The organism is Halomonas sp. LC1 (genome assembly GCF_030247125.1).
Classification (GTDB): domain Bacteria; phylum Pseudomonadota; class Gammaproteobacteria; order Pseudomonadales; family Halomonadaceae; genus Vreelandella.
The window spans coordinates 55,963-68,820 of record NZ_JASSPG010000004.1; the positions used below are offsets into that span (position 1 = coordinate 55,963).

The following is a 12,858-nucleotide window of genomic DNA, read 5'->3' on the forward strand; positions in this document are numbered from 1 at the left end:
TACCGCCTATCGGGTCTCGACTTATCGCAATTTCAAAGTGGCGAGGCCAAGTAGGACTAGCACCACCGTGATGATCCAGAAGCGTACGATGACCCGAGGTTCTGGCCACCCCTTTAGCTCGTAGTGGTGGTGCAGTGGGGCCATACGGAAGATACGGCGTCCGGTGAGCTTATAGGAGCCCACCTGCAGGATCACGGAGACAGTTTCCAGCACGAAAATACCGCCCATGATGAACAGTACGATCTCTTGACGAACGATGACTGCCACCACGCCAAGCGCCGCGCCCAGCGCCAGGGCACCGACATCCCCCATGAACACTTGGGCGGGATAGGTGTTGAACCACAGAAAGCCAAGACCGGCGCCAGCGATGGTGGCGCAAAAGACCGCCAGCTCACCGGTGCCGTGAATGAAAGGAATATGCAGATAGTTCGCAAACACCGCGTTGCCGCTAGCGTAGGCAAAGACCGACAGCCCCATGGCCACGAGCACGGTCGGCATGATCGCCAAGCCATCCAAGCCATCGGTGAGATTGACGGCATTCGAGCTGCCTACGATCACGAAGTAGCTCAGCACGATATAAAACACGCCCAGCGGAAGCGCGACGTCCTTGAACATGGGAATGAGCAGGCTGGTTTCTGCAGGCGTGGCGGCCGTTACGTAGAGCACCACGGCCGCTCCAATCCCCACGACCGACTGCCAGAAGTATTTCCAACGTGCCGGCAGGCCACGGGGATTCTTCTCGACCACTTTACGGTAATCATCGACCCAGCCAATCGCACCAAATCCGAGCGTCACCAGCAGCACGACCCACACGTAGTGGTTGGTCAAGTCGCCCCAGACCAGTGTACTAATGGCAATTGCCAACAGAATCATGGCCCCGCCCATCGTCGGGGTACCCGCTTTGGAGAGATGCGACTGGGGGCCGTCATCCCGCACTGCTTGCCCAATTTGGCCTTCCACCAACCGGCGAATTACCCACGGGCCCAACCAGAGGCAGAGCATGAGTGCGGTGAGCGCGGCCAAAATAACGCGCAGTGTCAAATAGTTAAAAACTTGAAACGTTGACTGGTATTGGGCTAAGAAATTCGCCAAATGAAGTAACATGAACGGCGTTTACCTTGTGTCATCCGCGCGCAGTGCAGCGATGACCGTTTCCATGCCAGCACTACGCGACCCTTTCACCAGCAGTGTGGTGTGGGGTGGAAGAGTATTAATAACATGACGCACCAGCGTCTCGTGATCGTCAAAATGCTGCCCGCGACCAAAGGCATCCGAGGCCGCCCGGGCTGCCTCGCCGTATGTCAATAGCGCATCGATGCCCAGCGACACCGCGTAGCGGCCAATCTCGGCATGGAGGGCTTGCGATTCGTCCCCCAACTCCCCCATCGCTCCTAACGCGCACCAGCGCGGCGCTGGAAAGCTGGCCAGCGCATCCAGTGCGGCTTTCACCGCGCCAGGATTGGCATTGTACGTGTCATCCAACAGCGTGGTATGCCGTAACCCGGCGACCACGCTCAGACGCCCGGACAGCGAGGTCAAACCGCTCAACCCGGTTACCACGTTCTGCGGTGACACGCCCAGCGCCAGTGCCGCTGCAGAGGCAGCCAGGGCATTGCTGACGTTATGCCTGCCAATGAGCGGCAGTTGAACGTCGCCGAGAGGCTGACCATGGGCAATAAGCGTGAAAGCATACCGCCCCTGAGAGTCGCAGGAAAGTGCCCGAGCGTGAACGTCCGCATCCTCGTGTAAGCCGTAACTTACACAGCGCCGCGGAGCGGCGCAGGCCGACCAAAAAGCGTAGTAATGATCGTCTCGGTTGATGATGGCCGTGCCATGGGCGTCGAGGCCCGATAAAATCTCGCTTTTGGCCTGTGCAATCTGCCCCATGCCACCAAATTCCCCTACGTGTGCACCGGTCACATTCGTCAGGATGGTTACTTGCGGGGCGGTGAGCTGGCTCGTCCAGGCAATTTCGCCAAGATGATTCGCTCCCAACTCGATCACGCCCGCCTGATGCTCTTCGGAGAGACGCAGCAGCGTTAGCGGAGCGCCGATATCGTTGTTGAAATTACCCGTTGTCGCCAGCACCTTCCCTAACGGTGCCAGCAGGGCAGCGGTCATCTCTTTCACCGTGGTCTTGCCGCTGTTACCGGTGACCGCCACGAGCGGCAGGCTAAACCGTCTGCGCCATGCTTTGGCCAATAGCCCTAGCCCCAAGCGGGTATCCGAGCACACCAGTTGCGGCATGGCGCTATCCACACGCCTCTCTACGAGCGCGGCGGCGGCTCCTTGCGCTCTTGCCTGTTCCACGAACGCATGACCATCGAAGCGCGGCCCTTTCAAGGCGATGAACAAGCAACCCGGAACGATGTTGCGCGTATCGGTCACGATGGCTGACACCCGCTGCTCTGCAAGTTCTGGCGGCACAGGGCTCGCCAGCGCGGTAGCCATTTCTGCCAACGTCCACATCACGCGGCTCCTCGCGTAGCAAGCGCGTCGCGCACCTGCTCGTCGTCTTGGAAGGCATGACGTACGCCATCGATCTCTTGATATGCTTCGTGCCCTTTGCCGGCCACGAGAATGACATCCTCTGGCGCGGCCTGATGTACCGCGTGGCGGATGGCTTGGCGGCGGTCACCGACTTCATCGACCGTGGCACGCCCGGTAAAGCCGGTGAGAATCTGTTGGCGAATGTGCGCCGCCGACTCACCGCGCGGATTGTCATCGGTCACCACGACCCGGTCTGCCAGCTGCTCTGCCACGCTGGCCATTTCGGCGCGCTTGCCGGTATCGCGCTCGCCTCCACAGCCAAACAAGCACCATAGCTTACCTTGACTGCCCAAATGGGCACGCAACGCACCCAATGCACTTTGTAGTGCATCTGGGGTATGGGCATAATCCACCACCACACTGGGCGCGTGTTCACCACCGAAGCACGCCATACGCCCCGGCACCGGCGAAAGCGTTGTCGCAGCCTCGAACAGAGCGTCCAACGACTCCCCCAACCCGTACAGCACGGCGATGGCCAGCAGCACATTGTCCAGATTGAAGCGGCCCATGAGTCCTAGCTGCAGCGCTTTCTCACCGTCTGGAGTCGCAATCAACGCCTGCTGCCCGAGAGCATGCGGCTGCCAATCCAACACCCGTAGCGTGACGGCTTCATCACTGCCGGTCGCCAACACGCGCACGCGCTGATCGCACCCGGCCAGCATCAAGCGGGCCAGGGGGTCGTCACCGTTCACAACGGCCAGGGTCAACTCTGTCCGACGAAAGAGCTTGGCCTTCGCCGCCGCATAAGCGGCCATGCTGCCGTGGTAATCCAAGTGATCCCGAGTCAGGTTGGTAAACACGCCAACGTTCACGTCCACCGCATCCAAGCGCTGCTGATCCAACGCGTGGGAAGAGGCCTCCAGCGCAACCCGTTTGACGCCCTGGCGTGCCAGTTCACCTAGCGTCGATTGCAGCGCCAGCGGTCCTGGTGTCGTCAACCCGCTCTCCGACAGCTTCCCTGGACGTCCCACGCCTAAGGTGCCGATCACACCGGCGGGCGTTCCCAAGCGTTCGCTGAGCTCAGCAACGTAGTGGGTCACCGAGCTCTTACCGTTGGTTCCCGTGACCGCAATGATCTCAAGCCCGCTCGGCACGTCAAATAACGTACGCCCCAGCTCCCCCAGGCGTAGCGACAAATGCGGCAAAAACAGCACGCGCCCGTCCAGGCTCACGTCGCTCTCTTTGGTATGCGCCAGCACCAGGGTAGCCCCACTGGCCAACGCCTGCTCGATATACGCTCGGCCATCACTCTGACTGCCGGGCACGGCAACGAACACATCGCCTGCCTGGAGCTTGCGAGAATCGGTGATCAGATGAAGCTGCCGAGGTAGGTCAGGCAGGGCCGGCAGTTCGGCGCTCGGCCATACGTGGTGCAACGCTTTCCGTAACTGATCTGGGCATATGGTCATGCCATCTCCTTAAACACTATTCGACCTCGTAGTCTGGCGGCACATCCAGCAAGCGCAGAGCGTTACCGGTGACGCTCGAAAACACCGGAGCTGCCACGGCTCCCCCATAAAACTCACCTGCTTTGGGGTGGTCAATCATTACTACCGTCACGATACGCGGGTCCGAAATCGGGGCGATACCGGCAAACACGCTGCGGTAAGCATCGGTGGCGTATCCCTGCTGGCCGGTTTTGCGCACAGTGCCGGTTTTACCGCCTACGCGATACCCTTCTACCCGTGCCCGTCGCCCCCCGGTGTAAGCCCCTACCGATGTCTCCAAGATGTCGAGCAAGTCGTTCGCAACGCTAGGCTCAATGGCGGGAATGCCCTGCGGGGGTTCTGACAACCTTAGCAGCGAAGGAGGGAGGCGCTCACCGTCATTGGCTAACGCTGTGTACGCGCTGGCCAATTGGACAGCGGTGACAGATAGGCCATAGCCATAGGAAAGCGCCGCGCGTTCACTTCGAGACCATTGCACACGGGCGGGTAAATTACCCGTCGATTCGCCCGGAAATCCAGTGCCTGGACTCTGCCCAAGGCCCAGTTGGTTGTACTTTTCCCAAATCGCCGTATCGCTCAACTGCAATGCCAAACGGGACATACCGATGTTGGACGACTTTTCGAGAATCCCCGCGAGGTCCAACTCACCATAATTACGAAAATCGCGGATCGTGAACTCATCCAGACGCATCCACCCCGGCGAGGTGTCGACGACCGCATCACGACCAACGATGCCACTTTCAAGAACGGCCGCCATCGCGAGCGGTTTCATCACCGACCCCGGCTCGAATACATCGACCAGCGCCTGGTTACGCAACCCGCGAGGATCCAACCCGGCCCGATTATTGGGGTTGTAGGAGGGAAAATTGGCCATTGCCAGCACTTCACCGGTGCGTGCATCCATCATCACGAGCACGCCCCCATCGGCTTGATGCTCGGCCACGGCGGCGCGTAACTCACGATAGGCCATGTACTGAATACGCTGGTCGATCGCCAATGTTAGCTCTCCGCCGGGCTGCGCCTCGCGAATGACTCCCAGCTCTCGTACCAGCCGGCCGCGTCGGTCCTTGATGACGCGCCGCTGACCGGGGTGGCCTGCTAGATAAGGCTGATACGCCAACTCCAAGCCTTCCTGGCCAACGTCGTCCACATTGGTGACCCCGAGTATTTGAGCCGCGACTTCACCAGCAGGGTAGTAGCGTTTGTACTCACGCTGGGGGTAAACACCTGGCGTGCGCAAATCGAGGATGCGTTGTGCCGCCTCGGGCGTCATCTGCCGCCGCAGGTACATGAACTCACGGCTGCTGTAGCGAGCCACGCGAGATTCGAAATCCTCCAGCGTCATGCCTAACGCCTGGGCAAGCATGACGCGCTGGATGGCGTCCGTCGGCAACTCTTGCGGATTCGCCCACAGCGTCACGACCGGGGTAGAAATGGCTAACGGCTCACCGTTTCGGTCGGTGATCATGCCACGGTGGGCGGGAATGGTTTCATGGCGCAGCGTGCGGGCATCGCCCTGGCTCTGCAAGAAGGGGCGATCGATGACCTGGAGCAGCGTAATTCGCCCAATCAAAATCGCCGATGCCAAGCCAACGGCCAATAAGATAAAGAAAAAACGCCCACCGGCAAGCGGCGGCGCAATGGGGTATTGGCGGGACTTCCCTCCCCGACCGTCACGCCTCATGGCCGAATCACCTCGACATCATTTACGTCAGGAATACGCATTTCTAGCCGTTCCGTGGCAATTTGCTCAATGCGGGCGGGTGTAGACCACGCCCCCTCCTCCAACAACAGCTGGCCCCACTCGGTCTGCAGCTGGTTTTTCTCCTGCTCCAACCGCTGCAGCTCGGCATACTGCATCCGCGTCATGTGCGTTGTCGTCACTACGGCCAAACCGGTCAGCAAACAAGCCATGAAAAGCACGATCATCGTGATGGGCCACCAACGTAGGCGCAGTTTAAACGGCCACTCTGCCCTCAATGTGGACGCCCAGTGCCCTAACCGCTCCATGTTCATGATTAGCCTCGCTTACGAGCCGCCCGCATGACGGCACTACGCGCGCGGGGGTTAGCATCGACTTCCTCGTCGCTCGGACGACTCCCCTTGCCCAACGCCTCCAGACGGCGATTCAACTGATCGTCCCGAATGGGTACCCCGCGGGGTAAGTGAGTATCTCCCCGCACGTGATGACGAATGAACCGCTTCACGCGACGGTCTTCCAAAGAGTGGAAGCTGATCACCACGAGGTGCCCACCCGGTGCCAGCGCCTCTAACGCTGCCTCTAAGGCGGCGTCTAATTGCTCGAGTTCCCCGTTGAGGTAAATTCGTAGCCCCTGGAACGCTTTGGTCGCCGGATGGCGCCCCTTTTCCCACGCCGGATGGGCAGCCTTCAGCACCTCGGCCAGATCCACCGTATGGGTGAAAGGCTGCTCCACACGACGCTTCACGACGGCATTCGCCAATCGCTTGGCGTAGCGCTCTTCACCATAGGTTTTGAAGACGTTGGCGATATCGGCTTCGCTGGCGCGGGCTAAAAACTCGGCGGCGCTCTCCCCCTGGGTAGGGTCCATGCGCATGTCCAGCGGGCCGTTACGCATGAAGCTGAAACCGCGCTCCGGGTCGTCGAGCTGTGGGGAAGAGACGCCGACGTCTAGCAGCACGCCAGAGAGCTTGCCGTAGAGCCCTTGCTCCTTGGCAAATTCCGCCAAATGGGCGAACTCACGCTGAGTAATGTGGAAACGGGCGTCATCTATTTCAGCCGCGGCAGCAATGGCCTGCGGGTCGCGGTCCATGGCCAACAATCGGCCCTGGTCGCTCAAGCGCGAAAGAATCAATCGGGAGTGACCGCCACGACCAAAGGTACCGTCCAGATAGACTCCTTCAGGGTCATGGACCAGGGCATCTACCGCTCCTTCCAATAAAACGCTGGTATGACGAAAGCGGGCGACCTGATCAGCGTCAGCAGAAGGCATGTTACTCTCACACAAAATTTGGGAAGGCGCGCCGGGCGCGCCTTTCATGGAAATGGGGAGTCGGCCGATAAGCCGGGTTCTGTCGTGGACAGTCATTCCTCTAGGCGCTGCGTCACCACAGCGCTCAAGCAACCTACCCGGACCCAGCGCGGGCCACGCCGTTGGGTCCCTATTTGGTCTTGCTCCGAGTGGGGTTTACCATGCCACGCACTGTTGCCAGGCGCGCGGTGCGCTCTTACCGCACCCTTTCACCCTTACCGGCCCCGAAAGGCTTAGGCGGTCTACTCTCTGCTGCACTTTCCGTCGGCTTACGCCGCCCAGGCGTTACCTGGCACTCTGCCCTATGGAGCCCGGACTTTCCTCCCCTGGCGGCTCTTGCGAACGCGCCAGCGACGACTGTCTGGCCAACTCCGGCGGCAAGCATACCAGCGCCCTGCGTTCGCCTCAATGCTGACCTTTCATTGCCTGCAACCGGGCGTACCACTCCTGCTTGCGCCCGCCCAACATTCGCGCCGCAACCGAGGCCCCCTGCTTGACGCCAACACCCTCGGCCAGCAAAGCAGCCAGCAACTCCTCAGCGGCGATGGACTGCTCGTCCTCTCGTACCGCCGGGGGCGCCCCAGAAATCATGACAACGAACTCCCCGCGACTCTGGTTGGGGTCCTCCGCGAGCTGATCCCGCAGCGCGGCCGGAGCGCCCTGCAAAAACGTTTCGAAGGTTTTGGTCAGCTCCCGTGCCAGCACCACCGTTCGCTCGGGCATCTGTTCGCAAAGCGCTTCCAGCGTATGGACAATACGATGGGGCGATTCGTAAAACACCAGCGTTTCTTCACGACTCTGCCACTTCTCCAGCGCTTGTCGGCGGGCACTAGGCTTGGAAGGCAAGAAGCCGCCGAACGTAAAGCGGTCAGTGGGCAGGCCCGCGCCGGACAACGCGGTGACTAGCGCACAGGGGCCGGGTAGCGGCACGATATGCCGCCCTCTGGCGCGCAACTCCCGCACCAAGACAAACCCCGGATCGCATATCAGCGGCGTACCCGCATCGCTGATCAGCGCGATGCTCTCGCCCGCCAGCAAGTAGCGATCCAGCGTATCGACCCGCTGGGCTTCGTTGTGTTCATGTAGCGACATCATGGGCGTGTTGACGCCTAAATGAGCGAGTAGGCGCGCGCTGTGACGGGTATCTTCCGCCGCAATGCGCGACACATCGGCTAAAACCCGAGCGGCACGCGGCGTTAAGTCGTCCAAATTCCCAATTGGCGTAGCAACCACGTACAATGTGCCCGGATGTTGGTGTGTCATCGTGACTCCCGATTTGTTAATGGCTTGCCCTGACGGTGCGCTATGCTTGTGGAAAGCCACGCTTACCAGCTGATAGACCGCGACAGCGCAAATGGAAACTAAGGAAGGATACATGAAACAGTCACTTCGTGGCCTATTGGCCACTGCCTTCATGGCACTGCTCATCACCGGGTGCGCCATGCAGCCTCCCAGCGTGGTTGATCGCGTGCCTGACCAGGACGCAGGGCGCTTGCTCGATCAAGCCGAACAGCAAGCCCCGGAGCAAGCGGCACGCACGCGCTTGGAAGCGGCCAACATTTTGGCCCGCCAAGGTCAGCGTGAAAACGCCTTCGATGCCGCCAACAGCATCGACGAGGCGCAGCTCAACGACACCGACCGCGTTCGCTGGGCCATGCTGTTTTCCGAACTTGCCCGTGGCTTGAACGACCCACGCGCGGTACTCCGCGCCACCCAGGTCTTGGACGACGAACTGCCCATGCAAGCCAATCAGCAGCAGACCTTAGCCGAACGGCGTCAGTGGGCTCAGCAGGCCATGAATCAGCAGCCGGATCAGGTGCAAGTCACGCTTCCCGAGCTGGATGGCACCGACGTGCGCCGCATCGTCGTTGCGCTGCCGGAGTCTGGCCCTCTGAGCAGCGTGGCCAACACCATTGCCAGCGCCATGCGCCGTCATAACGACATCAGCGATGACGGCGTTCAGTTAAGCTTCATCGACGCCGCACAGTACTCGCTAGACGAACTCTATAGCCGCGCGCAGCAGATGAACGCGCAGCTCATGATTGGACCGCTGGACAAAGATCAAGTGACCCAGCTCGAACAGCGCGATAGCGTTCCGCTGCCTACGCTAGCCCTCAACTACGGCAGCAGCGCCAACAATCAAGCACAGCGCCTGCTGCAGTATGGCCTGTCTGCGGAAGACGAAGCCCGCCAAGCCGCGCGACGTGCTTATCAAGACGGTCAGCGCCAAATGTCGTTGATGGTGCCCGATAACGATTGGGGCCGCCGAGTTGGTGAAGCCTTCTGGAACGAGTTTCAGCGCCTGGGTGGCGAGGTGACGAATGCCGTGCGCTACAACCCGAGCAGCCCGGTATCGAATGCGGTGCAAACGGCGCTCAACGTCAGCGGCGAACGGGCGCGTCTTGGCAACATCGATGCCCTCTTCCTGCTGGCACTCCCGGATTACGCACGCCAAGTGCCGCCTACGCTGGATTACTACTACGCGCCGGATCTGCCCATTTACGCCACGTCTCACCTGCACGAAGGGCGCCTACAAACGCGCTTGGATCAGGATCTCAATGACGTGATGTTCATGGACATCCCCTGGCAAATCCCGGACGCCGCAGTAGGCGGCGAAGAAGTGCTGCCCTTCTACCCCACGTATCAAGCGCTGCGCGATGAAGCGGATGCCTCCATGTTCCGTCTAATGGCCATGGGCGTGGACGCCTACGAACTCGCTAAACGCATGTCGGACCTTTCTGGACTGAATGGCCTGAGCGGCAGTACCGGCACCCTATCGCTCTCCAACGACGGGCGCATTCATCGCGAACTGCCTTGGGCCAAATTCCAGAACGGCACGCCGTCGCCCATCTTGATTCCTGGCTTACTGGATGACGAGCAGTAGACCACAGACAGCTCGCTCACGAGGCGTAGCCATTGAGCAATTAGCCGCTCAATGGCTGCAGCAGCGTGGTCTTCGGTGGGTGGCCAGCAACCACCATGTTAAAGGCGGCGAACTAGATCTCGTCATGTACGACCGGGATACGCTGGTCTTCGTCGAGGTCAAACACCGCGCCACGACGCGCCACGGGCACCCACTCGAAATGGTCAACGCACAAAAGCGTCGCCGCTTGATTCGCGCCGCGTCGCTCTATCTTGCGCGACATGACCTCTCATGCCCCTGTCGCTTTGATATCCTAGCCATTACAGGCAGACCGCCCGCTCTCGAGTTCCATTGGGAGCAAGCGGCTTTCGACGCGTATTAATACTCTTAACTAGGAAGCCCTGATGGACTTTCAATCTCGTATACTCAGCCATTTTAATGCCAGCATCGATACCAAAACCTACGCCAGTGAAGTGCTACCTCCGTTCATCGAGGTCGCCAGTCAAATGATGGTGCAGTGCTTGGTCAACGAAGGAAAAATTCTCGCGTGTGGCAACGGTGGTAGTGCCGGTGACAGCCAGCACTTTTCGTCTGAGCTACTGAATCGTTTCGAGCGCGAGCGCCCCAGTCTCCCTGCCTTGGCTCTGACGACCGATACATCGACACTCACCTCCATTGCGAACGATTACAGCTACAACGAAGTCTTTTCCAAGCAGATCCGCGCACTGGGCCAGCCTGGCGATGTCTTGCTGGCAATCTCCACCAGCGGCAACTCGGCCAACGTCGTTCAAGCCATCCAGGCTGCCCACGACCGTGACATGACCGTGGTAGCCCTCACCGGACGTGACGGTGGCAATATGGCCTCGCTGCTGGGCCAAGATGACTGCGAAATTCGCGTACCTGCCACTTCCACCGCGCGCATCCAAGAGGTGCATTTGCTCGTCATTCACTGTCTTTGTGATTTAATTGACGAACAACTGTTTGGCGGCGCTGACTAATAACGCGCGTTTTGTGAATCCCTACTGATCAAGGAGTCATCCCCATGGCCCTGCGCTTCTCCTCCAAAACCCTACTGGCTGCAACGCTTTGTGGCGCGATCGCCCTCAGCGGCTGCGCCAACAATAGCGCCTCGAATCCGTCCAACTACGGCCAGCGCAGCAACGACGTAGAAGCGGTCGATGCCACCATCGAGCGCGAAGTAGAGCGCGCCCTGGCCCGCGCAGACGCCCGCCTTGGCGATGCCCGCATCCGCGCCCACAGCTATAATGGTGCCCTGCTACTCGTCGGACAAGTGCCTAGCGAAGAGCTAAAGAACATGGCCGGTAGCGTGGCTTCCAACCTGCGTGGCGTGGAAAAAGTCCATAACGAACTGACCGTGGCAGCCAATCTACCCGCGACTCAGCGACTGACGGATACGTGGCTCACTACCAATGTGATCAGCCACTTGGCCACCAATGACCGCATCGACTCCTCCAAGCTGAAGGTCACCACGGAAAATGCCAGCGTCTACCTGATGGGCATGGTGACGCGTGAAGAGGCTGACCGCATCGTCAACGCCGCTTCATCGGTAGGAGGCGTTCAGCGAATCGTGAAGGTGTTCGATTACCTCGACTAGCCTCCATGAACGACAAAACCTCGCCAGATATCTGGCGAGGTTTTGTATACAGGCGAGCCACTCAGCGAATTACTTCACGACACGCAACGTAGGCTTCTTCTTGGGCTTGTCATCGCTGGCACCGGCTTCGGAAGAACCGTTGGACGCCGTATCCGACGTTGGCTCCGTCAGAGTCAACTCCGGCTTCGAAGCCTCCGACGCCGCATCTTCCACATCATCCGACGTCTCATCATGCTCGTCGAAGCCTGCCGCATCCAGCTCAGGCTCATGACCAAACACCATACCCGCCCCATTCTCACGGGCATAAATAGCAATCAGCGCAGGCGTTGGGATCATCACCTGCATGGGCTGACCGCCGAAACGCGCATTGAAACCAATCGCCTGATTTTCCATGAATAGATCGCGAACAGCCGTCGGCGCCACGTTGAGTACGATTTGTCCGTTTTGTACGAACTGCCTCGGCACCTCGACACCAGGCTGAGTAGCGTCCACCACGAGGTACGGTGTCAGCTCATTATCCAACAGCCACTCGTAAAGGGCTCGGGCGAGATAGGGACGACTCGACTTCATAAGGCTCCCTCCTCCTAACGTGAATGGCCTCTAACAGGAAGAGGCCGAATGAATTCAAGCGCGCATCTCTTTTTCACGCTCGTTCAGAGATGCTTTAAACGCTTCACGCTCGAATACCCGAGACATGTAACCCAGCAACGGTTTGACCTGTTTTTCGGGCAGTTCGATGTTCAGCTCCGGTAAACGCCATAAAATCGGCGCCAAACAGCAATCCACCAGCGTGAATTCTTCGCTCATGAAGTAAGGCATGTCTTCGAAGATCGGTGAAATACCGATCAGACTTTCACGCAGCTCTTTACGTGCCTTATCGGCCTCTTTCTTACCACCGGTGCGAATCTGCTCTAACATCGGGCACCATTCGCGCTCAATGCGATGCATCCACAGACGGCTTTGAGCACGCGCTACAGGATAGACCGGTAGCAAGGGCGGATGAGGAAAACGCTCATCCAGATACTCCATCATTACCTTGGATTCATAAAGCACCAAGTCACGATCCAGCAGCGTCGGAACGCTGTTGTACGGATTGAGGTCTGCTAACTCTTCAGGCGGCTGCTCCTCAGCGACATCGACGATGTCGACCGCTACTCCTTTTTCAGCCAGAACAATGCGCACTCGATGACTGAAATGATCATCACTACCCGAGTAAAAGATCATTGACGACCGCTTGGCCACAACACCCATGAAAGCATCCTCGCATCAAAACAATTCTCGATAATAACATGCCAGCACCCTCTTATGGGAAGGTAGCCAACGATACATAATGACGCCGTAAACAAAAGGCGCACGGCTTTCGCCGTGCGC

The 12,858-nt window shown here is 59.4% G+C and carries 13 protein-coding genes and 1 other RNA gene; 4 read left to right on the forward strand and 10 right to left on the reverse strand.

Going from position 1 to position 12,858, the window contains the following annotated elements:
- Positions 1-21: 21 nt before the first annotated feature.
- The 8 genes from mraY to rsmI all read right to left on the reverse strand — a co-directional run bounded on the left by mraY (position 22) and on the right by rsmI (position 8,272).
- Positions 22-1,104, reverse strand: coding sequence for a phospho-N-acetylmuramoyl-pentapeptide-transferase (gene mraY / locus QIT27_RS07760; protein WP_159342542.1), 1,083 nt, complete (start codon positions 1,102-1,104; stop codon positions 22-24).
- Between the two features lie 9 nt (positions 1,105-1,113).
- Positions 1,114-2,472, reverse strand: coding sequence for a UDP-N-acetylmuramoyl-tripeptide--D-alanyl-D-alanine ligase (locus QIT27_RS07765; RefSeq protein ID WP_285263401.1), 1,359 nt, complete (start codon positions 2,470-2,472; stop codon positions 1,114-1,116).
- Positions 2,469-3,959: a UDP-N-acetylmuramoyl-L-alanyl-D-glutamate--2,6-diaminopimelate ligase gene (locus QIT27_RS07770; protein WP_253015989.1), complete on the reverse strand. Its 1,491-nt coding sequence runs from the start codon at positions 3,957-3,959 to the stop codon at positions 2,469-2,471. Before QIT27_RS07770 ends, QIT27_RS07765 begins: the two co-directional genes overlap by 4 nt.
- 16 nt (positions 3,960-3,975) lie before the next feature.
- Complete coding sequence (locus QIT27_RS07775) at positions 3,976-5,682, reverse strand: peptidoglycan D,D-transpeptidase FtsI family protein (RefSeq protein WP_253015988.1); 1,707 nt, start codon at positions 5,680-5,682, stop codon at positions 3,976-3,978.
- Positions 5,679-6,014, reverse strand: coding sequence for a cell division protein FtsL (gene ftsL, locus QIT27_RS07780; protein ID WP_159342546.1), 336 nt, complete (start codon positions 6,012-6,014; stop codon positions 5,679-5,681). The genes QIT27_RS07775 and ftsL overlap by 4 nt, the downstream gene beginning before the upstream one ends.
- A gap of 2 nt (positions 6,015-6,016) precedes the next feature.
- A complete protein-coding gene (rsmH, locus tag QIT27_RS07785) occupies positions 6,017-6,970 on the reverse strand; it encodes a 16S rRNA (cytosine(1402)-N(4))-methyltransferase RsmH (protein ID WP_253015984.1) in 954 nt (317 codons plus the stop codon).
- A 52-nt stretch (positions 6,971-7,022) separates the two neighbouring features.
- Positions 7,023-7,382: RNase P RNA component class A (gene rnpB / locus QIT27_RS07790), an RNA gene on the reverse strand.
- Positions 7,383-7,414: 32 nt separating this feature from the next.
- Positions 7,415-8,272 (reverse strand): 16S rRNA (cytidine(1402)-2'-O)-methyltransferase, encoded by an 858-nt coding sequence (gene rsmI / locus QIT27_RS07795; protein ID WP_159342548.1) that lies wholly within the window; start codon positions 8,270-8,272, stop codon positions 7,415-7,417.
- Positions 8,273-8,384: 112 nt separating this feature from the next.
- On the opposite strand from rsmI, the gene QIT27_RS07800 reads away from it, so the two are divergent.
- Genes QIT27_RS07800 through QIT27_RS07815 form a run of 4 tightly spaced genes read left to right on the forward strand, consistent with a single transcriptional unit; the run spans position 8,385 to position 11,487 of the window.
- Positions 8,385-9,893 carry a penicillin-binding protein activator gene (locus QIT27_RS07800; protein WP_159342549.1) on the forward strand — a complete coding sequence of 503 codons (1,509 nt, stop codon included), beginning with the start codon at positions 8,385-8,387 and terminating at the stop codon, positions 9,891-9,893.
- Entirely contained in the window at positions 9,880-10,254 is a 375-nt protein-coding gene (locus tag QIT27_RS07805; RefSeq protein ID WP_285263402.1) for a YraN family protein, read from the forward strand. The genes QIT27_RS07800 and QIT27_RS07805 overlap by 14 nt, the downstream gene beginning before the upstream one ends.
- A 22-nt stretch (positions 10,255-10,276) precedes the next feature.
- A complete protein-coding gene (locus tag QIT27_RS07810) occupies positions 10,277-10,870 on the forward strand; it encodes a phosphoheptose isomerase (RefSeq protein ID WP_139527185.1) in 594 nt (197 codons plus the stop codon).
- Between the two features lie 44 nt (positions 10,871-10,914).
- Positions 10,915-11,487: a BON domain-containing protein gene (locus QIT27_RS07815; protein WP_253015980.1), complete on the forward strand. Its 573-nt coding sequence runs from the start codon at positions 10,915-10,917 to the stop codon at positions 11,485-11,487.
- 69 nt (positions 11,488-11,556) lie between these two features.
- Here QIT27_RS07815 and QIT27_RS07820 read toward each other — a convergent pair whose 3' ends face one another.
- Entirely contained in the window at positions 11,557-12,057 is a 501-nt protein-coding gene (locus QIT27_RS07820; RefSeq protein ID WP_253015978.1) for a ClpXP protease specificity-enhancing factor, read from the reverse strand.
- Between the two features lie 54 nt (positions 12,058-12,111).
- Entirely contained in the window at positions 12,112-12,738 is a 627-nt protein-coding gene (sspA, locus tag QIT27_RS07825; protein WP_253501747.1) for a stringent starvation protein SspA, read from the reverse strand.
- Positions 12,739-12,858: the final 120 nt, after the last annotated feature.

Excerpts from the sequence above, each read along its gene's own strand:
- mraY (WP_159342542.1), bottom strand. The coding sequence starts at position 1,104 with ATGTTACTTCATTTGGCGAATTTCTTAGCCCAATACCAGTCAACGTTT.
- QIT27_RS07770 (WP_253015989.1), bottom strand. The coding sequence starts at position 3,959 with ATGACCATATGCCCAGATCAGTTACGGAAAGCGTTGCACCACGTATGG.
- QIT27_RS07775 (WP_253015988.1), bottom strand. The coding sequence starts at position 5,682 with ATGAGGCGTGACGGTCGGGGAGGGAAGTCCCGCCAATACCCCATTGCG.
- ftsL (WP_159342546.1), bottom strand. The coding sequence starts at position 6,014 with ATGAACATGGAGCGGTTAGGGCACTGGGCGTCCACATTGAGGGCAGAG.
- rsmH (WP_253015984.1), bottom strand. The coding sequence starts at position 6,970 with ATGCCTTCTGCTGACGCTGATCAGGTCGCCCGCTTTCGTCATACCAGC.
- rsmI (WP_159342548.1), bottom strand. The coding sequence starts at position 8,272 with ATGACACACCAACATCCGGGCACATTGTACGTGGTTGCTACGCCAATT.
- QIT27_RS07800 (WP_159342549.1), top strand. The coding sequence starts at position 8,385 with ATGAAACAGTCACTTCGTGGCCTATTGGCCACTGCCTTCATGGCACTG.
- QIT27_RS07805 (WP_285263402.1), top strand. The coding sequence starts at position 9,880 with ATGACGAGCAGTAGACCACAGACAGCTCGCTCACGAGGCGTAGCCATT.
- QIT27_RS07810 (WP_139527185.1), top strand. The coding sequence starts at position 10,277 with ATGGACTTTCAATCTCGTATACTCAGCCATTTTAATGCCAGCATCGAT.
- QIT27_RS07815 (WP_253015980.1), top strand. The coding sequence starts at position 10,915 with ATGGCCCTGCGCTTCTCCTCCAAAACCCTACTGGCTGCAACGCTTTGT.
- QIT27_RS07820 (WP_253015978.1), bottom strand. The coding sequence starts at position 12,057 with ATGAAGTCGAGTCGTCCCTATCTCGCCCGAGCCCTTTACGAGTGGCTG.
- sspA (WP_253501747.1), bottom strand. The coding sequence starts at position 12,738 with ATGGGTGTTGTGGCCAAGCGGTCGTCAATGATCTTTTACTCGGGTAGT.